This is a genomic window from Hahella chejuensis KCTC 2396, from assembly GCF_000012985.1.
GTDB classification, from domain to species: Bacteria; Pseudomonadota; Gammaproteobacteria; order Pseudomonadales; family Oleiphilaceae; genus Hahella; species Hahella chejuensis.
This window is the reverse complement of the sequence record NC_007645.1, coordinates 319,459-340,338: the sequence shown is the minus strand read 5'-3', so window position 1 is coordinate 340,338 and position 20,880 is coordinate 319,459. Positions and strand designations below refer to the sequence as shown.

Genomic DNA, 20,880 nt, shown 5'->3' with positions numbered 1-20,880 from the left:
CGCCAATCAGGTGTATGCGCCCAGTATGCGTTGCACCTGCCCGGAGTAACCGCCTCCAAATAAGTTGAGATGGTTCAATAAATGATAAAGGTTGTAGATGTCGACCCTGTCGCGCCAGCTTTTTTCCAATGGATACGCCGCTTCATAGGCGGCGTAGAACGCCTCTCCAAATCCGCCGAACAACATAGTCATGCCCAGCTCCGCCTCGCGCCAACCGTAATAGCAGGCGGGATCGATCAACACCGGAGCGCCATTTTCATCCTGATGCGCATTGCCGGACCATAAATCGCCATGCAGCAACGATGGCGGCTGCTGTGGAACCAGTTCCGGAAGCTTGCGGCAAAGGGCTTCCAAACGCCACATGGAGCCACTTTCCAGTTTACCGCTGTCGTAAGCGAGCTGCCCCTGAAACAGCAAACGCTGCTGTGCGAAGAAAACATATCCATCGGTGTAATTATCATTGGGCTGCAAGGTCGTTCCGCAGTAGGTGGCGAAGCCAAAGCCAAATTCCGGCGCGACGACCTGATGCTGCTTCGCCAGCCCTTCACCAAAGCGGGCCCAGTAATCCGGGGCTCTCTCGCGGGGCTCCACCCACTCCAACAACAGATAATGCTCGGCATTGGCGATGACTACTGGAACGCGCACGCCTCTGGCTTCACGCAAAATATCCAACGAACGCGCCTCCACCGAAAACATACCCACCGGCGGCGAGCCATGATACTTCAGAAAAAACCGCTCTTTGTGGCTGGTGTGAATCTCCAGGGTTTGATTAATACACCCTCCCCCCACGGACTGAGACGATTCAAGTTCGCCATATCCGTTCTCCGACAGCCACGCGCTAACCTCCTGAGTGAAGCTCATAGTCATTTCCATGTAAGCTGGGCGCCGTCGCCTGCGCCATATTTTCAATATGGGATTGCATGACAGCGTGGATCTGCCAGGCTTCCTGCCAGAGCTGACGCATCCTGATCGAAACGTCATCGCTGAGATCTTTTTCCGACAGGCGAGGATGATAAAGTCGGAACATCACATTCAGATTACTGAGCTTGCGTGGGAAGCAGGGAATGCTGAGCATTCGCGAGTCCCGCAGCCGCAGCTCCATATTTCTGGGCAACACTCTCCCCACGCCCAACAGCCACGGGGGAATGCGCACAGCTTTGGCCCAGGACTCCGCTCCCTGATGCAGACACAGTAACAATGGCGCGCGAGCCCGCAAGGAAAGCTCAATAAAACGCGGACTCAGGAAAGGCTGCACGTTCAGACCGTCGCCAAAGCTGCAGTTCTCGCCCTCCGGCATGATCAGGCAGTCCGTATAGCGACTGGCTCGCATCAATCGCAACACATCATTGAACGACAACGCGCGATCAACCTGCGTCAATAACGTGAATAACTGCTTAAACACGGGAACCTGATAATAACCCCGCCACGTCAATGCAAAAGGCACGCGCTCTTCGCCGCCACTACGTAAGTAGGCGTGCATCAGAGCAATGGCGGCGGCCAAAGCGCCCAGCGCCGGGCCGTGGTTCATCGCCACCACCAATTTAGGATGCTGTTCGAGAATGGCGGATAAATCTTCAGAGTCAGGATGCAACGTGAGTTTTTTCACGTACGCCCATTTCATCAATTCACTCGCCAGCGCAAGTTCTTCAATCGTACGCACGGCCGGAATCTCCTCTACGCTTTGGAGCGCCAGCTTAATTAGTTATTTTTAATGGGTTTCTCCGATACCTATGAGCATAGTCAAGCCGCTTCGCTCTGTCACTGCGCCAGTATTTTCCCCGGGCCTGACCGCGGGTTTATTAAGCGGCCGGGTCGTTTTATACTCAAACGAGGTTATGGCCCGTCTTTAGTGCGGGATATACCCTCTAACGCGGGTCCTTAGTTTCTTACAGCAAAGCGCATCCGCACAAAATAAAAAAGCGCGTTTCCTCTGTTGACGCGAGGTTATCACCTTTCACGGCTCCAGCCAGGCGCGGCGGCCACAAGCCTCCTTTCCCCTTAGCTGCAGCGTGAGTTTTTAAGAGGAGTGCAGTCATGTTTGATCTGCTCGACAAATATCGAGTCAACGAATTGCATGTCAGAGACGATGCAGACAGTGGGCTCAAAGCGATTATCGCTATTCACAATACCCGGTTCGGCCCCGCCTTGGGCGGATGCCGTTTTATCTCTTACGATTCCACGGAAGCGGCGCTTCTGGACGCCGTTAGGCTCGCCAGAGGCATGAGCTACAAAGCTGTACTGGCGGGCGTGGAGCAGGGCGGCGGCAAGTCCGTTATCCTGAAGCCCAAAGGCGCTTACGATGCGGAAAAACTTTTCCGCACCTTCGGCCGCTTTATTGAATCTATTAACGGACGTTACATCACCGCAATCGATTCCGGCACCAGCGCCCGGGAGATGGATTATATCCGACGCGAAACCAACCACGTCACCAGCACCAGTGACGAGGACAATCCCTCTTTATATACCGCCAGGGGCGTGTTCGAGGGCATCAAAGCCGCCGTGGCCTATAAACTCAAACGCGACTTGAGCGGCGTAAAGGTCGCCGTGCAGGGGGTCGGCAATGTCGGTTACCTTCTATGCAAGTTTCTGTACCAGGCCGGCGCCAGACTGATCGTCACGGATATCGATTCCGCGCGTATCCAGCGCGTAAAGGAAGAATTCAATGCGGAGGCGGCGAGTCCGGCTGACATCTATCGTACGCCTTGCGACGTCTTCGCTCCCTGCGGCCTTGGCGGAGTTATCAATGACAAAACGCTTGCGCATCTTCATTGCGCTATCGTCGCCGGTTCAGCGAATAACCAGCTGGGCGAGACTCGCCACGGCGACGCCCTCCACCAACGCGGAATTCTGTATGCGCCGGACTATGTTATCAACGCCGGAGGGCTGATTTACGCCTCACTGCACCATAGCGGTAATAAACAGTTACTCATTGACGACAAAACGGCGCGAATCGCCAACACCTTGACGGAAATCTTTACTCAATCAGAACAACAGCGCGCGCCAACCAGCGAAATCGCAGACCAATTGGCGGAAATGCGGCTTTATCAAGGACTTTCCGAAGCTGCTTAAACTGAAATAGAGCTGCGCTAGAACACAAATTCGCATAAAACGGGAAAAATACGGAGTCAATTCCCCGTCCGCCCGCGAATGACGGGGCGAACGGGGAATTTCCCAGATGGTAAATGACCGGGAACGGTCTACACTGGTTTATAAGGACGCCCCCTATTGAGCGTCAGACACTGGCGATTGCTCTCGTTCGTGTGTAGTCGACGTGCAAGGGAACGTTCTTTATCTGCTGCGCTTGCGGAGCCGGATGCGGCTCCGCTTTTTTTTGCCTGAAGCATTTATAGAAACGCGCAGTCTGCTTCAGGGGTATCGGCGCCGTTTCATATAACTTTAAGTTATTTATTGAGAACGCTTTGTTATCCGTTAAAACCGTAATCCGCCCGCAGGTTACGGCTTCTGCGGTTTTCTTCAAGCAATTTCTATGCAACCATTAGCGCCCTGTAACCCTATCCCATCTTTCGTTCGCCCGCACCGGGGTATAAATGACGTTCAAACCCAAGGAGACGCTGACCGAACAGGTCGCCCAGCATTTGGAAGATCTCATCGTGCTCGGCCAGCTGCAGTCCGGCCAAAGAATCTTTGAGAACGCCATGTCCAAGGAACTGGAAGTCAGCCACGGCTCCATCCGAGAAGCCCTTTTGTTACTGGAAAAGCGTTATCTTGTAACCAACGTGCCCCGCAAAGGCGCTTTCGTTACCGAGCTGAACGAACACTTCGTCGATAGCCTGTATGAAACCCTGCTGCTGATATTGAGTCACACCGGCGTCAAACTGGTGTGTAGCTGGCGGCCTCATGATATGGAGCGTCTGGAATCGCTTTATACGCAGATGAAAACATGCTTCGAAAAAGGCGATCTGCTGAATTTTCATAAGATCGGCGTCGAATACACGCAAGCCTCATTGGTCTATGCAGACAACTATTTCATTATCAATATGGTCAACGACCTCTGGCCCTCCGCCAAGCGCTGCAGCTTTATGGCCCTGCGTCAGGGACCCAAAATAATTGAAGACAACCTGTCTTATATGCGCAGCTCGTTGGACGCCATCCATCAACGTGACGAGCGCAGCCTGCAATCCATCCTGACTTCCTATGCGGAAAGCCAGCGCCAGCAAGTTATTGAGTGTCTGAGAGCGCAGACGCGGCGGTGAGAACAGAGCAAATGACCGGCTGTTTACCGCGGCCTTATTCTTCCTGTCATGGAAAAGTGTTGCCGCTGATGCTCGGCTTAGCGCTGCTGGCTGGCTGCGCCGGACAAACCACGCCACCCGTCATACCCGAACCGCAGGCTGAAACGCCAACGTTCGAAGATATGCAGCCCACTCCTGAAGCAGAGGCGCCTGAGCCTAAACCGCCCACTCGCAAGACCAAACCAAAGCAGAAGGAAACCTGCGTCTTCAGGCCGCTAAAAGGCGTAGCGGAAGTATTGGAGACCTATCCCCGCCAATGGCTAATGAACTTTTATCCCGGGGATCTGGAGTTTATCTACCCAACGCCGCCAGGAACGCCCAGCCCCCAGCCGGGAGAGGAGTTTCGGGCGATTCGCTATAAAAAATACAGCGGCCCCTGCCCTGAAGAATTCTACGAGCTAATGGGACCTTTGCACTAAACAGGGGCGCTTGTATGGGGAAAACCCTATTTGCGGGGTTCTTCCAGCTTGATGTGGCTGGTGTCCGGGGCTGGCGGCGGCGGACCTTTTTTCTTCTGGCCAAGATCGCTGCCGGCAGGGGCCAGCTGCAGATGCGACAAGTCCGGTTCAGGTAAAGGCAAGGTCTCATGATGTTCGGACATGACAGACCCGACTGGAGCGATATCCCAATCCACCTCTGACAGAATGTCATCCACCTTCTCGCCGGCGACAGGCAGACCGCCTGTTGGCGCAGAGGATTTAACCGGCTTGGCGGCGGTCGTGGCCGCCTGCGGTGTGGGCTCACGCACAACGGGTTGAACTGGCGCAGACGAAACGGCGGTTGGCGCTGGCTCGTTGACCTCCGGCGCTCCCATTTCACGAATCAGGCAAACGGCGCCGTTCTTATGCAGCACCGCTTTGTATTTCTGGGCGGTAACGTCATCCAGTCGGTTACGCAGCACCACCGCCTTGCCTGAGAACATCTGGTCCACTTGCGCGGGGGACGCCTTAAATAACTTAGCGACATTTTCTTTAACCTGGTCCAGCGAAAAACCGTCCGCCAAGCCGCCAGTAAACACTAATTCGTATTGCGCCACTCATATCTCCTTCAGTTTCTTTTTAATGGTAAACTCTACCCGTCAGCCTTGCCAGTCAATACGCCAAATTCCCCCAGGAAAACAAAGAAGGAGACTACAATGGCCCTGACCTCTTCCACCATGCTCGCACTGGGCTCCCGCGCGCCGAACTTCAATCTTAGCGATACTCAGGGACGCCACTGGTCGCTGGCGGATTTCAGTGACGATCCGGCGCTGCTGGTGATGTTCATCTGCAATCACTGCCCCTATGTCATCCACCTGAAAACAGCGCTGGCGGATTTCGCCCGCGACTACGCCGCCAAGGGCCTTGGCGTCATCGCCGTCAACGCCAACGACGCCAGCGCCTACCCGGCGGACTCCCCGGAAAATATGGCGCTGGAAGTGGCGCGCTACAAATATGTGTTCCCCTACGTGTACGACGAGACGCAGGAAATCGCCAAAGCCTATCATGCCGCCTGTACTCCGGACTTTTTCCTGTTCGACGCCCAACGCCGTCTGGTCTATCGGGGGCAATTCGACGATAGCCGCCCCGGCGCCGACAAGCCCGTTACGGGAAAAGATTTACGCCAAGCGGTGGACGCGCTATTAAACGGCGGCGAAATTGCCTCCGATCAACGTCCAAGTATGGGGTGCAATATAAAGTGGCGCGACGCTTAACGGTTGTAACGCCTTAGTATCGACAACTTGGAAGAAGGCGAAGGGATAAACAATGTGGCGGGTGATTTTTTCTCACGGTCGGGATAGCGGTCCTTGGGGCGGAAAAATTCAGTATTTATCGGATATCGCAGGGCGCCTGGGTTTCTCCATCACCAGCGTGGATTACCGCGGCATGCCTGACCCTGATGAGCGGGCGGAGCATTTGTTAAAACATCTGCCTGACGACGAACGTTTAATCCTGGTGGGCTCCAGTATGGGCGCTTACGTCTCGCTGAAAGTTTCCAAAGAACATCCCGTCGAAGGGCTGTTTTTATTGGCGCCGGCGATCGGTTTGCCAGGCTATGCAGACCCCTGGCTGGAGCCGTCAGCGCCGCATACGGAAGTAGTGCATGGCTGGCGGGACCATCTGATTGAGCCGCAAAATGTGCTCAAATGGGGAAGCCAGCATCGTTGCACCCTGCATTTTGTCGATGACAACCATCGTTTGTTGATCAGCCTGCCGCAGATTGGCGGCTGGTTCGAGGATTTCCTGACAGCGCGGCTGCGTGACGTCGAAAACAGGCTGCAAGCGACCTGTTATAGCGCCGCCAAAGCATACTATTAATCAGGCAGACAAATAGCTTCCTTCTATTTGTCTGCAACGACAGGGCCTGCACATGTCAGGCCCTGTCTCCCGCGGCTAGCCGCGCTGGCGCATTCATGCGCCTGATTATTAACATGCCAATATCATTGCCATATTGATAACCATCGGAACATAAAGCTATGACCCTTTCTACCCAAGACGTAGCCGGCATTATTCAACATATGAACGACGACCACGCAGAAACGCTCTGTAATTACGTTCGCTACTATGGCGGCGTCCATGACGTGGTGTCCGCGGAGCTCACTGAGATCACCAGCCACGAGCTTTATTTGCAGGTGATCGCCCACAGTCTCTCCTGCAAACTGTCCGTCCCCCTGATTCGCTCTATTCACTCAACTGAGGAAGCGCGACAAGTCTTGGTGGAAATGGCCAAACAGGCCAAAGCCGGACTCGCCAGTGAGAAGAGTTACTAGAGGCTGGACTCCATAGAAACGCGTCATTCCAAAGCCGGTTTTTCGTCTGTATTTATCAGAGTTCCTCTATGGATATCCTGATCTTGCAGGCAGCCAAGGTTGTCACGACGGTGGCGACAGTAATGGTCCTGGCCTGGGTCGCCGAGAGAGTAAGTACTCGCACCGCCGGACTACTGTCCGGTTTTCCCCTGGGCACCGCTATCGCCTTGGCGTTCATAGCGATAGAGCAGGGGCCGGAGTTCGCCGCCGCCAGCGCCTCCCACGCTTTGCTTGGCTTCCTGGCGGCGCTGGCGATGACGACCGCCTATTTGTTCTGCCTCAAACTATCCTCTTCCGCAATCTGGGCGCCTCTGGCGGGCATTCTTGCGTTTATTGCGGCGAATGGCGGACTAAGCCTGATCAGTGGGGGCTTATGGCGTAATCTGGCGGTCGCTGGCGCCGGCGTCGCGCTGATCGCCATCGCCTACAAAAATATCCCTTCGGTGAATATCGCCGCCTCCGTACGTCTGACCTACCCGGTACTATTTTTGCGCGGCTTTCTATCCTCCACGCTGGTGCTTGCTGTTACAGCTATAGCCTATCTCGGCAATACGTTATTGGCGGGGCTGTTTGCAGCATTCCCGGTGACCTTTCTTCCCCTTCTGCTCATCGTTCACTTAAGCTACGGTCCAGAGCCGGCCAGCACGCTTATCAAATTCTATCCTATTGGACTCGGATCTCTGCTCGCCTACACTCTGACTGTGGCGTTGACCTACGACAATCTTGGCGCTCTCACGGGCACCCTCGCCGGCTTCGTCGTCGCCGTCCTTTATCTCGCACTGCTGGGCCTCATACGCCAGCGGGCGGAGCAGAAGACCTGATAAATCCAAATGCGCTTGCTTAAGCGCATTTTTTGATCTATCACTTAAATACCTATCTGTATTTGCCCGAGAAAGTAGAAATGTTGCGTTACTGTGAGGTTTCCTGTCCTTATTGCGGAGAAACCCAGACTGTCGCTGTCGACTGTTCCACCGAGATTCAGGATTATTACGAAGATTGCCGTATCTGCTGCCGCTCTATGTCCATGCATGTAACTTGCAGCTATGAAGGGGAAGTGCTGGACCTGAGCGTAAGAAGCGAGGATGAGGCGTAGCCGGCGCTTACACGCCGGCGACGTAAATCAGAGACAATCGAACTGCTCAGCTTCGTCGAAGGCCACTGAGACCATTTCGTATCCCATTGAGGACAGGTCCTTCAGCAGGACGGGATTATCAAGCACCCTGCGGCAAATGCGCCGCACTTGGGCGTCGGTATCCTTGTGCGCCAACTGCCCGGCGAATCGAAAGTCCAACACCATGTACTTCTTTACACCATATTGATCAGGCTGACTGAGCTCCACGCTCTGATAACCAATGAAATACATATCCGAGCTGATTCTCTCCATGTCAGCAAGAGCCAGGTGCAGGTGCCGGGTGGGCGATTCTGCGAAAACGGCTGGGGCGCAACCGATGGAAACCATCAAAACAAAGAACCATTGACGTACCATTGACCTTCTCCCCTGAAGCGTTCACATGAACACTGCATAATTATTAGCCAAACTTGTTTATCGCATCGCCCCGAACCAACGGGTTTTTCATTGGTTTACAAAGGCGACGCAAACTTGACTGCAAGAGAATATAAAACTTCGTCAATCTCCCGTCAGTTAGGATGTTTACATCAGGTTATGCGGTATTTTTGACTCCATCCTCCGTTTCCGACATCAGCTTTTCCACCTCCTGCGGATAAGCCGCCAACTGCGCCTGCAATCCCTGCAGATCAAACTGAGTCGCCAATGTCGACAGCGAGCGGGCGTACTCCTCCAATCCTTCATGGGCATAAGTCTCAGCCATGGCGCTGAGACGACTGGCGAACTCCTGCACGCGCTGCAGATCGCCACTGTCTTTCAAGTCTTCCCAATCCGTCCACAGCTCCTGCTTCAGTTCCGACGCCAATTTCTGCTGCGCCATGGAGTTCATTTGCGCTTCAGTCGCCAGCTTCACCTTGGCCTCCGGTTTCGCGCGCTCGCGCGTCGACGGACTATCAGCCCTCGTTTTTTTGGTTTTTACTACCGCCAGATAATGGGTCAGCACGTTAAACAGTAAAGCGCGTTCAATCGGTTTGCGCAGCGCGTCCGAGAAACCAAGCTGGTCGATGCGCACAAACTCATCCGCCAGTGTGGAGCCAGTCAAAGCGATGACGGGAATCTTGGCGGTGAGCGGATGTTGCTTGAGCAAACGAGTCGCCTCGTAACCGTCCATGCGCGGCATACGCAAGTCCATCAGAATCAGATCCGGCTTCTCCTGTCGCGCCAATGTTAGCGCTTCACGTCCGTCACAGGCTTCCATAATGATCAACTCCGTACCGCTGAAGAACTCCTTGATCAATTTGCGATTTGTCTCCACATCGTCCACCAGCAGGATTCTCGCCGGACGGAAGCGCGGCGCCTTAGCGGAGCGCAACTCGTATTTGTTCTCTTCTTTACGCTGACTGACAGAGACGTGATGCAGGCGAATTTCAAAGCGAGAGCCTTTACCCAGCTCGCTTTTAAGGCCGATTTCACCATTCATCATCTCCACCAGCTTTTTGCTGATAGCCAAGCCAAGTCCCGTACCGCCATACTGGCGGTTACTCTGCCCTTCGTGCTGCTCAAACGCATTGAATATCCGCGCCTGCTGATCCTGCGCAATACCAATACCGCTATCCTCTACCGCAATTTCCAGCTCAATGTGATCGTCATCCCCTGGAATTGAAGACGCTTTAGCGCACAGGGAAATGTAACCCTCATGAGTGAATTTGATTGCGTTGCCCACCAGATTGAATATCACCTGCCGCAAACGCACTTCATCCAGCACCAGGGAGTGCGGCAACTGATCATCCAGCACAATGCGCAAATCCAGCTTCTTCTGAGAAATGCGGGCGGAAAATATCTGCGCCACATCCTGTAATAGACGATGCGGGTCCAAAGGCGCGTATTCAATGCGCAACTTGCCGGACTCCACTTTGGACAGATCAAGAATATCGTTGATGATGGTCAACAGAGCCCGGCTGCCTTTCTTAATGGCGTCCAGATAGGATTTCTGTTTGGCGTCATGAATCAGCCCTTCCAACAGTTCGGTATAACCAATGACGGCATTCATCGGCGTACGAATCTCATGAGACATGTTGGCGAGGAATTCGCTTTTCGCTTTATTGGCTGAGTCCGCGGCTTTCGCCAGATGTTCAGCATGTTTCATCGCCGCTCGCAGGCGCTCTTCGCTCTTGCGCAGCGCCTCTTCAGAACGAATCCGCTCCGCCACTTCCCGAGATAATTTACGGTTCCAATACAGAAAGATGATGATTACCACTACCGCTACAGTGGTGATGCGCCATACCAGCGCGTAGTCGATTTTCTCCTCGTAGCTGAAAGTGATCCACTTCTTGTAAATCGCCTCCTGCTCTTCCGTGGTGATAGTGTTGAGGCCTTTATCCAGAATCCGCGTCAGTATCGGCCAATCCGACCGTACGCCAATAGCGATGTCATAAGTGTATGGAGTGATGCCGGTCAACTTGATATTGCTGACGCCAAGATGGTTGACCAAATAACTGATGCTGGGAATATTGCTGATCAGAACATCAATATCGCCGTTGGAAACACCGAGTAGTCCTTCTTCCAAAGTATCCACGAACACCAGATTCAGGTTGGGGTGGTTGATCAACAGAAAATCCTGGCTGGCGTAATCCTTAACGACGGCGACGCGCTCCCGGTCAAGTTCTTCCAGAGAACCAATAAAGCGCATCTCATCACGAACCGCCATCACAATCGGATAAGAAAGGTAATGTTCGGAGAACAACATACGCCCTTCTCGGCGGGGCGTCACCGCTACGGCGGCGATAACGTCCAGCTCCCGGGTCTGCATGGCGCCGAGGGTGGCGGTCCAGTTCTCCCGTCGGGTGCGCTCAAAACGATAATTCAAGCGTTGCTCCAGCAGCTGAATATAGTCCGCTACAATGCCCTGGTAATTGCCTTCCTCATCAATCATTTCAAAAGGGGGCCAGTGAGGGTCGCCAGCGATGCGGATGTTGGGGTGCGCCTGCAACCAGGAACGCTCAAACGGGGTCAAAATGTCTGCCGGGCCTTCATCCGCGCTCGCCGGCGCCAGACAGCCGCATAACAGGAACAAAAGCGCCACGCCCAGGCGCGCCAACCAGTGCTGTTGACGAACAACGCATGGTTTCGCCTTCATGCCGACAAGCCTGTGCAGAACAATAGATGTGAATAAAAACGGATCGTCACCCGCCCAGTCCCCTTGTGATGGCGCCCGACTCAGAATATGACGGCGAAGCCCTACGGCCGGAGCGGGTAACATTATGGCATGATTGAGCATTATTGACAGCCGCCCGCAATTGCTCGCACTTCGCCTATACTTTGAGAGCTGCTGCGGACAAATTGAGACGCTGATCACAGGCTCAACATAAACTTAAAGAGGAGATGTCTGATGGATACATCGACACACAACATGAACACCCTCTTCGCCCAACTTGGCCTGGAAAACGACCCAGCCCAAGTAAAACAATGGATTAGCAGTCACAGCCCACTAAACAGCGCGGTTTCCCTGGCTAACGCGCCCTTCTGGAATGAAGCGCAACGCGATTTCATCATGCAAGCCTGGGAAGAAGACTCTGACTGGTGCGAGGCGATCGACGAACTCGATGCGCTGCTTCGCCACTAGGTAGAGGCTTGCCTGGAAAGAACTTTTTATCACTTTACATGGCGCCAGTTTGATGCAACGTTTTATTTTCAAAACAGCCGCCTAGGCCGCGCCAGACGGGCCTAGTCCAAACGGGTTGGGAGATTAATTCTTGCCGACAGACGTAGTATCATGCGTAATTCGCCGGCTTTGTTTGTAATCGGCCGCGGTTTTCCCGCACACATCTTCAACGCCTTGATCGACTGTCATGGCGAGCGTTTCGAGGCTGCGCCTCCATAATTATTTTGCGCTATAAGAAGTTGACCGGATTACACAATGCCACTCCCAATTCACAGCTCAGCGCGGCGCCAGGATGAATCTCAATAATCAGCAATACATTTCGCATCGGCTAAGGCGCAGAACCCTGTTGGCCTATCTGTTGTTCGGCATGTTACTGGCCTGCGTCATGCTGGCGTTGAGCTGGCTGACGCTGGAACAGAAGTGGCGTAGCGCCATGAATAACAGCGTCTCCATCATCCAGGACGATTTAGCCGCAGCGTTGGCCGCTAAAAACGAGTCGCAAGCTATCGCCACTCTGCAGACTCTTAATAAGTTACTGCCACTGCGGGAAGCCATTCTTAGGGAAAAACAGGGCGCGGTATTACTGCGCTACGAAATAGAGAGAAAAGAGGGCGCGCCCTGGCACGCCGTATTCGGCTTCTTACCCACTATCGGCGCCCAACTCTTTGAGTTGCCAACCACCGCCACCGCTCCGCAAAGCGCGGCGAAAGGAGAACTTTGGGTAGAGCTGCAACCCGCTGTATTGATGGAAGAGCTCGCTCAACAGACACTGCCTCTTTGGAGCACGGGCCTGGCCTGTCTCATCATTCTGTACTTATTTCACAGCATCCAGTTGAGCCAGGCCATTGAACGTCCGCTGCACGGTATCCTGCAGCGTCTGGCGCAGATCAACTACAATCGCCCCGCCAGACATTTGTTGCCGTTACGCGGAGCCCTGCGAATTCAGGATGAGCTGGACGTACTCGCGTCGCATATTAACCAGATGTTGTTAGGCATTGATTCACAGTTGCGACGCCGCAAAGAAATTGAAGACGAAATAAAAACCCACCGCCGTCATTTGGAAAAGTTGGTGCATGAGCGCACTTCCGAACTGGTGGAGCTGAACAAAAAGTTTGTGCAACAGCAGTTCGACGCCAAAGCCTCCGCACTGGCGGCCAAACAGGCGCGCTGGGAGGCGGAGAAAGCCAACCAGGACAAAACCCGCTTCCTGGCTGCGGCCAGTCACGATCTACGGCAGCCACTGCACGCCATGAGCTTATTTATCGAAGCCCTGCAGCCGCAACTGACCACCAGACAAGCGCAGGAAATCCATCGCAATTTGGCGCGCTCGCTGGAAACCATGAAAGAGTTGTTCAATTCGCTCCTGGACATCTCCAAGCTTGAAGCCGGCGTGCTCAAGCCGAAGAAAGAGCACTTCCCCCTACAGCGTATTTATGACCGCCTGGAAGTGGTGTTCCGTCAGCAGGCGATGGACAAAGGTCTGGACTTGCGTATTGTTCCCAGCCGCTCATTCATCTATTCCGATCCGCATTTGCTTGAACAGGTGTTGGTGAACCTGGTCTCCAACGCGATTAAGTACACTGAAAGCGGATTTATCTTTATTGGCTGCAAGCGGGAAGGAAAACGAGCTCGCTTGCTGGTTTGGGATAGCGGCCCCGGCATTCCACCGGATGACCAAGGCTCTGTGTTTAAAGAGTTCGTGCAGTTGAGCAATCCTGAGCGTGATCGCAGTAAAGGCTTGGGGCTTGGACTATCCATCGTCAAGCGCACCTGTCAGCTGTTGAATCATCCAATCCGCTTCTCTTCACAGTTGGAGCAAGGCACCCGCTTTGAGATTATCGCGCCGCTTGGATTGAACAAGTCACAGCGCCCCACACCGCCCAAGGCGACTGTTGCGCCCTTGCGCTATGAAAGAGTGTTAGTGATCGACGATGATGCTTCCATCCTGCTGGGAATGAAAGCGCTTCTGGAATCATGGCAGTTGCAACCCATACTTGCGAAATCCATCGAAGAAGCGTTAGATCTTTGTAAATCCTATAAGCAAAAGCCGGATCTGATTATCAGCGACCTGCGTCTACAGGCTGGCGTCACCGGTCTTGACGCCATTCAACGCATGCACCAGCACTTCCGCTCCAATATCCCTTCCCTGTTGATTACAGGCGATACAGCGCCAGACAGGGTGAAACTAGCTTACGACTCGCCTTATCCTCTGCTGCACAAGCCGATCAAACCCGCGCAATTACGCTCGGTTTGCATGTCCGTATTGAAAATGGGCGCGCCTCAGACTTCTTGATAACGTCCTGAATCAGGAAGTCCCTTTGGGCTTCCTGATTCCCGATCACCATCATCCTCCACGATAAATTTATATCGTACTGGCGAGAACTAATGGCTGTGGCAGGCGATTTAGAGTGGGGAGAAGATGAGTGAAAATAACAGCTACCCGCAGCCCTGCAGGAACACAAAGGCTACGGGAAGCGTATGGCTCAGAGATGTTGTTAGAGTAACTTCAGTTCTCTGGCGCGATGAACCGCCTGTGTACGATTAGCGGCGTTCAGTTCTCTGAAAATAGCTGCGATATGCGCCTTGATAGTCCCTGGCGCAATGCTGAGTTTGGTGCCGATTTGCTTGTTCGACATCCCTTCCGCCAACAATCCCAAGACTTCATGCTGACGCGGAGTCAAGCAGATGTCGCCTGTGGGCATGCCTTCATCGTGTCCGGTCCGCAGCAATTCGTGCGGAATATAAACACCGCCGGAAAGCATTAGCTGAATCGCACTGGCGATAACCGCATTGGAAGAGGATTTGGGGACATAACCCAGCGCGCCCAATTGAATTGCGCCCTGAATCAAAGCCGCTTCCTCACTGGCGGAAATAACAGCGAAGGGAGTCATGACAAACTCTTGTTTGAGTTTGCGTAACAGCTCAAGTCCCTGGCTATCCGGCATGCTGAGATCCAGCAACACCAAATCCACGTCAGTGTTGGCGTTCAGCAACCGAAACACTTCCGATCCCGAGGCGGCTTCCAGGATTTCTGCATCAGGATACAGACCACTAATGATCAGTTTTAAACCACTGCGAAAAATGCCGTGGTCATCAGTAATTACGAATCTGTTGTTCATGGTTACTTGGCGTTGAATTAAGGGTTCAGACAAACAGCAGTATGCTTGCTTATGCGAGTATTGCCTATGCGTATCGGACACATACCTAAACTATAGCAAACTCCCGTTTGTGACTAATAACTAATCTATCGTTTTTTGACCTGTTCGATGTCTTAAGCGGCATCTAACTCATCCTTGGCCGCAACTCTGGACAACTTGTCCAGTAATCTCGACTCCCAGTTCCCACGCTCCTTGCTGGTCTGGGAACTGTCGGGCGCCATTTCCAGTCCCACTAGCACTGGCGCATCATAGATCGAGTCGAATTCGCTAACGACCTCGATACATTTATCCTCGTCCTGTATCTGTACGAGCCAACTGGTTACTTCCTTGGAGCCATTTAATAACAGACAGCACTCCCTGGCGTCCGGCGAGCAGCTTACCGGCACGTGGTAGCCCTTGCGACTAAGAAAGCGTCGTAGAACCAAACGCTGCTCATCGTCATCGACCACCAGTCCCAGCACACCGCGCACCGCCGGTTTGGCGACATTCGCCGAAAGCCGACAGTATTTGCTTAACATATCCTGCAAGCCATATAAGTTGAACGGCTTGAGCAGAAAGTCGTTGATCTCCAGCCAGGGATGAGAGACATGCTCTAACTCCCTATCGTCTTCCGCCATCAACACAATGGGGGATTCAGTAAGCTGTTCGTTACGGCGAATCCAAGTCGCCAACCGCGCCCATTCCATGTCTGGAAGGGCCGCATCAACCAAAATCAAAGCAGGCTTGATTGTATTTATGAGGCGTTGCGCTTCAGCGCCGCTGCGCGCAGACACCAAACGCACGCCCATATGTTCGAATAATTTGTCGAGCGTAGCATGCAGGTTGTCGGAGCCATCCACCACCATGACAGACTGCGCGTCCGACCTCACGGCTTGTTTGGCCGGCGTCATGGCCGGTTGTGACGCCGATATTTCGGTATGAGCCGCCGGTTTCAATGTTTCGCTTTGCGAAGAAACCAGTTTACTTGTGGCCGCTGGTGAGGCGTAGCCAAGCGTACTCACCCGCAACGCCTCCATGGCGCTCATTTCCCAATTGAGTTCATAGTTGATTTGGGCTCCATCCCGACCGCCAGAACGACCACTCGCTAATCCAAGCTTTGACAAGAGTCTTTTAAACAGACCTGCGTCTTGATGTTTGGAGGACTCGCGTGACATGGGGAAACCCTATATGCAACATTAGATTAATGCTAACTATCCACTTAGCTAATCACAAAATGTTACATAAGTTTACGACCCAAACAATAAGCCCGAAGGATGATTCATCCCGTTTATCCTAACCCGAAAAGACTAGACCATTAGCAGAACCGTGACGGAGTATGCATTAAAAACTAACGCCTATCACTAACCGGCTATTGCAAAAGGCAAAGTACTTACGCTTCATACCCCCGCAATCTGCACCTGATTGCGGCCACTGCGCTTGGCTTTGTAAAGCGCCTGATCCGCCTTTTCAAATACCCCCTGCACTGTTGCGTCACCGTGAAACTCGCAAACGCCAAATGACATGGTAATGCGGACTTTTTCATTACGAAAATGAAAGGGTAGCCGGGAAATCATTTCCCGGGTCTTATCCATTACTTCCGCAGCAATGCTGGCCGGGGTCTCCGGCAATAGTACGACAAACTCTTCACCGCCATAACGGGCGATAAAATCCGTTTTACGTATTCTGCGCGAGACTTCCTTGCCTATCAGTTGAATAACTTTGTCTCCCGCCAGATGCCCGAACTTATCATTCACCTCTTTAAAACGGTCGATGTCCGCCACCACCAGCGTCAGAGGGTTGCCGTAACGCCGCCAGCGCTCAAACTCATCGCGCACGCGGTTCTCATAGGCTTCCCTGTTTGGAAGCGCTGTAAGAGCGTCTGTAAGCGCCCTGGCGCGTTCTATCTCCAACCGTTCGCGCACTTCGCCGGATTCACTCTCCAATTCACGCAGGCGGTGATGCAGCAATTCAACTTCTTCGCTAAGACGCGCTTCTCGATCAGCCTCTTTATGCATGAAGCGATCGATGGAAGATATCAGAGTGTCCAGATTGTGTTGCACTGAGCATTTCAACGAATCTATATCCGTCGCTCCCCGCACATTCTCCTGCATGGAAGTCACTTGCTCACGCACGCTTTTTTCCAGCTCCGCATTATTGTCTCGCGACTCCTGAACATTGGCTTGGCTTCCCTGGAGAAAATTCTGAATACTCGCCAAGCGTTCATCCAATGCCTTCAGGAAACTCTCAAACTCTCGTTGCCCCCGGCCGACCGCCGCAATCGCCAGCGCAGCCACATCGTCCAGGGTTGGAGCCAGCTCATACCAGTTCAGGCCTCCGCTGATTTTATTCTTTAGTTTCTCAGAATCCCCCAGCATGTTTGGCGGCAATACCAGCTGATCAATCAGATGATTCAAAGATATGCACACATGATCGGCAATTGCAGAAAAGCCTGGTTCGAAGTTTCCGCCGTCCAAAGTGGAAGCCGCTGCATCCTGACCTACTTCCAACGCATAGCGACTCTCTTCAGCATCCTGAGATTGCGGCGGCGGGGCTTCAATATCTTCCTCCAACTCCTCTTGGACGACGCTCTCGCCGCCTTCGCGATTGGCGAATAACCGACTTAAAAAGCCCTCTTTCTTATCCTTACGCCCATCTGAATCACTGAACAGCTCCTGTAGCACCGCCGCTTGGAGCTGAGAAAACTCCTTCAATAGCTGCGGGTAATGTCGTAGATCCTCCACCCGATTTTTGAGTTGTTTGCCATATTTCTTTAACTGCTTACGCGCTTCTCGTGAAATATTTTGTTGTGACAACTGCTCTATTAATTCTCCCAGGGCCTCCAGCACGCCGCCTGAAATCGCCTGCTTGTGCTGATCCAGCGCCAGCACCTTTTTTTCTATACTATCCAGTTGTTGGTTCAGTTCACGGGAGCTTCCGTTTTCCCTTCTCAGAATATTGCGTAGCGCTTCCAGCTCCCGGTCCAGATCTTTGTCCACGCCTTCCGCCGCCAAGCTGACGCGGACAACTATGCGCTCCAGTACATGAATGCGCTCTTTAAGACCGGACTCCACCTGCTCGAACTCATCCAGTTTGTCGAAATACTTTTTTTTCCAGCGATCGTTTTCAGAAGCCATGAAGAAAGGATTTTATTTTCAGGATGTTAGCAATGCATTCAGCGTTCATTGAACACTTGGACACCGAACGTAAAGTAAAGCCGGCGTCGGGCAGGCAATCATCAATGCCGACCCGGTTCACTATGAGTATAGGCGGTTTCTAAAACATTGAACGCCAACAGAGAGGCTGACAAACACGGAGGTTTAACGGCGTTAGGGGACGATTTATGCGTGAAGGCTAATCCTTCTTACGCTTGCGCGCGCGAGGATGGGCTTTATCGTAGACTTCCGCCAGATGTTGAAAATTCAAATGGGTATATATCTGCGTAGTGGAGATGTCAGCATGTCCGAGTAACTCCTGCACCGCCCGCAGATCGCCGCTGGACTCCAATAGATGGCTGGCGCAAGAGTGGCGAAATAAGTGGGGGTACAAGCGACCGCTGAAGCCTTTCTTTTGCGCCCATTGGCGCAGACGCTCCTGAATGCTGCGTCGGGACAAGCGCCCGCCTCGCAGACTGACGAACACAGCGGGCTCTCCCGCCACCGCGAGAGAAGCTCTCGCCTGCAACCAATCTCGCAGCGCCTTGCGCGCCTGACCGCCAACGGGAACTAAACGCTCTTTGCCGCCTTTCCCCAACACCCTGGCCAAGCCCTCGCTTAAATCCAAATGCGCCAGGTCCAACCCCGCCAGCTCGCTTAGACGGATGCCGGACGTATAAAATAGTTCGGCGATCGCCTGATCGCGTATTTCCAGTTCTTCTTCCTCCACTGGGGAATCCAGCAACTGCTTAGCCTGATCAACGTCCATAGTCGCCGGTAAACGCTTGGTCATTTTAGGGGCGCGTACGCCATTGGCGGGGTTTTCGTATACGAGGCGCTCTCGCAAGAGATACTCATAGAAACGTCGGACTGTAGACAGCAAGCGGTGCAACGAGCGGCTGCCGAGTCCACGTCGATGAAACTCGCTGAGAGCCTGGCGGAGCTGTGGCGTATGCAGGTCTTTCCAGCTAGCAACGCCATTGGCGTCACAGTATGCAACGACGCGTCGTAAATCCCGATTGTAGCTGCTGACGGTATGCACGGAGTAACGGCGTTCGCTATGCAGATAGGCAATAAACGCCTCCACTTGCGTGGACAAACTCATTGAAGGCTCTCCAAGACTCGCAACCAATCGCTAATCCGGGAAATGCTCGTCTCCCCGCCCCTCTTTAGCCAATAAAGGCGGAAGCATACGGCTAAGAGACTCACTGATGTATGACAGGAACAGCGATCCCATGCCGGTATTGAAATAACGCTCATTGCGACTGCCGATGCTCAACATCCCCAGCAAATCGCCGTATCTAAGGGGAATAACCGCGCAGGACGCAATGTCAGCATGATTGTGAGGAAATAGAACCTGCAGCTGCCTGGCTTCCAGATTGCCGCAAACCGCCTTGACGCTGTTAAGCAGTTCTTCGCCCAGCGCATCGGAACATTCCATCAGTGAAGCAGTGGAAACATTGCTGATCGGGAAGTCTTTATGCTCGGCGAACAACACCAGGCTACAGAAATCCACCTGGAAGTCGCCGGTGAAACTGTCCTCCAGCACAATCACCACTTCGTCCAGCGAACGTGCTTCCAGCAAGTTCATCAGCAAACGTTTGCTTTTTTCAAAGAAGCGGTCGTTCTGACGCGCCGTATCAATCAAATCGTACAGTTGCCGCTCATAATGATCGCGTTGTTCCCGAAACAGGCTGATTTGTCGCTCAACCAGGGAAATCGCCGCGCCGGACCGGTGCGGCAGCCTTATTTCATTGAGCAGTTCTTCATGCTCAACAAAAAAGTTGGGGTGCTCACGCAGGTAAGCCACCACAGCTTCTGCTGTCAGCGCCGGATTTTCGTCACTGCGCTTTGCCTGATTATTCATTCACCACTCCACTGCCGGAACTCTACTTAAGCGCCCATCAGGGCTTGTGAGTTCCGGTTGTATGCCTGACGTTTGTATTAATAGTCCGTCTATTTTATTCCTGTCAGTATCCCTGCCGAGTTATATCCTTACCTGACCGTCAAAAACGCGCACCGCCGGCCCTGTCATCATGACCGGGTGGCCTTCGCCTTCCCAGCTTATCTTGAGGTTGCCGCCCGGCAGCTTGATTTCCACCTTGCGATCCAACAGGCCGCGCAGCCTGCCCGCCACCACCGCCGCACAGGCGCCGGTACCGCAGGCCAGGGTTTCTCCCGCGCCTCTCTCGAACACTCTAAGCTTAGCAAAGCGGCGGTGAACCACCTGTAAAAATCCAATATTGGCGCGTTCTGGAAAGCGAGGGTGATTTTCCAACGCTTTACCCAGTTTATGCACTGGGGCTTTGTTAACGTCATCCACCACCAATACGCCATGCGGATTACCCATGGAAACCGCGCTGATTTCATACATTACGCCGTTGACTTCAATCGGATAAATCGCCTCCTGCGTCTCGGCGACAAAAGGAATATCCGCCGGAGCCAGTCTGGGCGCGCCCATATCCACGGTCACCAAACCATCCTTGTTGACGATCAGTTCGATAATTCCCTTTTTGGTCTCCACACGGATGTTTTTCTTGTTGGTCAGACGGTTTTCTTTAACAAAGCGCGCAAAACAACGTGCGCCATTGCCGCACTGCTCCACTTCCGAGCCATCGGCATTGAAAATCCGGTATCTGAAATCCGCATCGGGGCGTCCTGGCGGTTCGACGATCAGCAACTGATCGAAGCCTACGCCAAAGTTGCGATCAGCCAGTCTGCGTACTTGTTCCGGACGAAAGTGCGCATGCTGGGAGATGAGATCGACAACCATGAAGTCGTTGCCCAAACCATGCATTTTGGTGAACTTTATTAACATTTCAG

The 20,880-nt window shown here is 53.3% G+C and carries 21 protein-coding genes; 10 read left to right on the top strand and 11 right to left on the bottom strand.

Going from position 1 to position 20,880, the window contains the following annotated elements; genetic code table 11:
* Positions 1 to 6 precede the first annotated feature (6 nt).
* Positions 7 to 861: a fructosamine kinase family protein gene (locus tag HCH_RS01460; RefSeq protein WP_049780813.1), complete on the bottom strand. Its 855-nt coding sequence runs from the start codon at positions 859 to 861 to the stop codon at positions 7 to 9.
* A complete protein-coding gene (locus HCH_RS34080; RefSeq protein ID WP_011394309.1) occupies positions 839 to 1,660 on the bottom strand; it encodes a hypothetical protein in 822 nt (273 codons plus the stop codon). The genes HCH_RS01460 and HCH_RS34080 overlap by 23 nt, the downstream gene beginning before the upstream one ends.
* Before the next feature lie 374 nt (positions 1,661 to 2,034).
* Between HCH_RS34080 and HCH_RS01450 the strand changes: the two genes are divergently transcribed.
* From HCH_RS01450 to HCH_RS01435, 3 genes are all read left to right on the top strand, one after another.
* Positions 2,035 to 3,069, top strand: coding sequence for a Leu/Phe/Val dehydrogenase (locus HCH_RS01450; protein WP_011394308.1), 1,035 nt, complete (start codon positions 2,035 to 2,037; stop codon positions 3,067 to 3,069).
* Positions 3,070 to 3,548: 479 nt separating this feature from the next.
* Positions 3,549 to 4,214: a GntR family transcriptional regulator gene (locus HCH_RS01440; protein ID WP_011394307.1), complete on the top strand. Its 666-nt coding sequence runs from the start codon at positions 3,549 to 3,551 to the stop codon at positions 4,212 to 4,214.
* A complete protein-coding gene (locus HCH_RS01435) occupies positions 4,187 to 4,672 on the top strand; it encodes a hypothetical protein (RefSeq protein WP_148212443.1) in 486 nt (161 codons plus the stop codon). The genes HCH_RS01440 and HCH_RS01435 overlap by 28 nt, the downstream gene beginning before the upstream one ends.
* A 26-nt stretch (positions 4,673 to 4,698) precedes the next feature.
* Here the strand turns inward: HCH_RS01435 and HCH_RS01430 are convergent, their stop codons facing one another.
* Positions 4,699 to 5,289, bottom strand: coding sequence for a hypothetical protein (locus HCH_RS01430; RefSeq protein ID WP_011394305.1), 591 nt, complete (start codon positions 5,287 to 5,289; stop codon positions 4,699 to 4,701).
* 99 nt (positions 5,290 to 5,388) lie between these two features.
* Between HCH_RS01430 and HCH_RS01425 the strand changes: the two genes are divergently transcribed.
* The 5 genes from HCH_RS01425 (at position 5,389) to HCH_RS01405 (ending at position 8,134) form a co-directional block, all read left to right on the top strand.
* Complete coding sequence (locus tag HCH_RS01425) at positions 5,389 to 5,946, top strand: thioredoxin family protein (protein ID WP_011394304.1); 558 nt, start codon at positions 5,389 to 5,391, stop codon at positions 5,944 to 5,946.
* Positions 5,947 to 5,998: 52 nt separating this feature from the next.
* On the top strand, positions 5,999 to 6,550 hold the full coding sequence (locus tag HCH_RS01420; protein WP_011394303.1) for an alpha/beta fold hydrolase: 552 nt from the start codon (positions 5,999 to 6,001) through the stop codon (positions 6,548 to 6,550).
* Between the two features lie 158 nt (positions 6,551 to 6,708).
* On the top strand, positions 6,709 to 7,002 hold the full coding sequence (locus HCH_RS01415; protein ID WP_011394302.1) for a DUF2470 domain-containing protein: 294 nt from the start codon (positions 6,709 to 6,711) through the stop codon (positions 7,000 to 7,002).
* A 68-nt stretch (positions 7,003 to 7,070) separates the two neighbouring features.
* A complete protein-coding gene (locus HCH_RS01410) occupies positions 7,071 to 7,862 on the top strand; it encodes a hypothetical protein (RefSeq protein WP_011394301.1) in 792 nt (263 codons plus the stop codon).
* A gap of 32 nt (positions 7,863 to 7,894) precedes the next feature.
* A complete protein-coding gene (locus tag HCH_RS01405) occupies positions 7,895 to 8,134 on the top strand; it encodes a CPXCG motif-containing cysteine-rich protein (RefSeq protein ID WP_011394300.1) in 240 nt (79 codons plus the stop codon).
* A 27-nt stretch (positions 8,135 to 8,161) separates the two neighbouring features.
* On the opposite strand, the gene HCH_RS32025 is transcribed toward HCH_RS01405, so the two are convergent.
* The gene (locus HCH_RS32025) at positions 8,162 to 8,527 is read right to left on the bottom strand and encodes a hypothetical protein (protein WP_011394299.1); all 366 of its coding nucleotides are present in this window, start codon (positions 8,525 to 8,527) and stop codon (positions 8,162 to 8,164) included.
* A gap of 175 nt (positions 8,528 to 8,702) precedes the next feature.
* Positions 8,703 to 11,243 carry an ATP-binding protein gene (locus HCH_RS32020; RefSeq protein ID WP_148212442.1) on the bottom strand — a complete coding sequence of 847 codons (2,541 nt, stop codon included), beginning with the start codon at positions 11,241 to 11,243 and terminating at the stop codon, positions 8,703 to 8,705.
* 252 nt (positions 11,244 to 11,495) lie between these two features.
* Between HCH_RS32020 and HCH_RS01390 the strand changes: the two genes are divergently transcribed.
* Together HCH_RS01390 and HCH_RS32015 are read left to right on the top strand one after the other, a co-directional pair.
* A complete protein-coding gene (locus HCH_RS01390; protein WP_011394297.1) occupies positions 11,496 to 11,729 on the top strand; it encodes a DUF2789 domain-containing protein in 234 nt (77 codons plus the stop codon).
* A gap of 331 nt (positions 11,730 to 12,060) precedes the next feature.
* Positions 12,061 to 14,061, top strand: coding sequence for an ATP-binding response regulator (locus HCH_RS32015; protein WP_011394294.1), 2,001 nt, complete (start codon positions 12,061 to 12,063; stop codon positions 14,059 to 14,061).
* A gap of 202 nt (positions 14,062 to 14,263) precedes the next feature.
* Here the strand turns inward: HCH_RS32015 and HCH_RS01380 are convergent, their stop codons facing one another.
* From HCH_RS01380 to dapF, 6 genes are all read right to left on the bottom strand, one after another.
* Complete coding sequence (locus HCH_RS01380) at positions 14,264 to 14,887, bottom strand: response regulator transcription factor (protein WP_011394293.1); 624 nt, start codon at positions 14,885 to 14,887, stop codon at positions 14,264 to 14,266.
* A gap of 152 nt (positions 14,888 to 15,039) precedes the next feature.
* Entirely contained in the window at positions 15,040 to 16,080 is a 1,041-nt protein-coding gene (locus HCH_RS01375; RefSeq protein ID WP_011394292.1) for a response regulator, read from the bottom strand.
* 222 nt (positions 16,081 to 16,302) lie between these two features.
* The gene (locus HCH_RS01370) at positions 16,303 to 18,039 is read right to left on the bottom strand and encodes a GGDEF domain-containing protein (RefSeq protein WP_011394291.1); all 1,737 of its coding nucleotides are present in this window, start codon (positions 18,037 to 18,039) and stop codon (positions 16,303 to 16,305) included.
* Positions 18,040 to 18,256: 217 nt separating this feature from the next.
* Entirely contained in the window at positions 18,257 to 19,156 is a 900-nt protein-coding gene (gene xerC, locus HCH_RS01365; RefSeq protein ID WP_202945317.1) for a tyrosine recombinase XerC, read from the bottom strand.
* Positions 19,157 to 19,192: 36 nt separating this feature from the next.
* A complete protein-coding gene (locus tag HCH_RS01360; RefSeq protein ID WP_011394288.1) occupies positions 19,193 to 19,924 on the bottom strand; it encodes a DUF484 family protein in 732 nt (243 codons plus the stop codon).
* 120 nt (positions 19,925 to 20,044) lie between these two features.
* Positions 20,045 to 20,875, bottom strand: coding sequence for a diaminopimelate epimerase (gene dapF / locus HCH_RS01355; protein WP_011394287.1), 831 nt, complete (start codon positions 20,873 to 20,875; stop codon positions 20,045 to 20,047).
* Positions 20,876 to 20,880 lie beyond the last annotated feature (5 nt).

What these genes read in the sequence shown, in the direction of transcription:
- HCH_RS01460 (WP_049780813.1), bottom strand. Translation starts at nt 861, where the DNA reads ATGAGCTTCACTCAGGAGGTTAGCGCGTGGCTGTCGGAGAACGGATAT.
- HCH_RS01450 (WP_011394308.1), top strand. Translation starts at nt 2,035, where the DNA reads ATGTTTGATCTGCTCGACAAATATCGAGTCAACGAATTGCATGTCAGA.
- HCH_RS01440 (WP_011394307.1), top strand. Translation starts at nt 3,549, where the DNA reads ATGACGTTCAAACCCAAGGAGACGCTGACCGAACAGGTCGCCCAGCAT.
- HCH_RS01425 (WP_011394304.1), top strand. Translation starts at nt 5,389, where the DNA reads ATGGCCCTGACCTCTTCCACCATGCTCGCACTGGGCTCCCGCGCGCCG.
- HCH_RS01420 (WP_011394303.1), top strand. Translation starts at nt 5,999, where the DNA reads ATGTGGCGGGTGATTTTTTCTCACGGTCGGGATAGCGGTCCTTGGGGC.
- HCH_RS01415 (WP_011394302.1), top strand. Translation starts at nt 6,709, where the DNA reads ATGACCCTTTCTACCCAAGACGTAGCCGGCATTATTCAACATATGAAC.
- HCH_RS01410 (WP_011394301.1), top strand. Translation starts at nt 7,071, where the DNA reads ATGGATATCCTGATCTTGCAGGCAGCCAAGGTTGTCACGACGGTGGCG.
- HCH_RS32025 (WP_011394299.1), bottom strand. Translation starts at nt 8,527, where the DNA reads ATGGTACGTCAATGGTTCTTTGTTTTGATGGTTTCCATCGGTTGCGCC.
- HCH_RS32020 (WP_148212442.1), bottom strand. Translation starts at nt 11,243, where the DNA reads ATGAAGGCGAAACCATGCGTTGTTCGTCAACAGCACTGGTTGGCGCGC.
- HCH_RS01390 (WP_011394297.1), top strand. Translation starts at nt 11,496, where the DNA reads ATGGATACATCGACACACAACATGAACACCCTCTTCGCCCAACTTGGC.
- HCH_RS32015 (WP_011394294.1), top strand. Translation starts at nt 12,061, where the DNA reads ATGAATCTCAATAATCAGCAATACATTTCGCATCGGCTAAGGCGCAGA.
- HCH_RS01380 (WP_011394293.1), bottom strand. Translation starts at nt 14,887, where the DNA reads ATGAACAACAGATTCGTAATTACTGATGACCACGGCATTTTTCGCAGT.
- HCH_RS01375 (WP_011394292.1), bottom strand. Translation starts at nt 16,080, where the DNA reads ATGTCACGCGAGTCCTCCAAACATCAAGACGCAGGTCTGTTTAAAAGA.
- HCH_RS01370 (WP_011394291.1), bottom strand. Translation starts at nt 18,039, where the DNA reads ATGGCTTCTGAAAACGATCGCTGGAAAAAAAAGTATTTCGACAAACTG.
- HCH_RS01360 (WP_011394288.1), bottom strand. Translation starts at nt 19,924, where the DNA reads ATGAATAATCAGGCAAAGCGCAGTGACGAAAATCCGGCGCTGACAGCA.
- dapF (WP_011394287.1), bottom strand. Translation starts at nt 20,875, where the DNA reads ATGTTAATAAAGTTCACCAAAATGCATGGTTTGGGCAACGACTTCATG.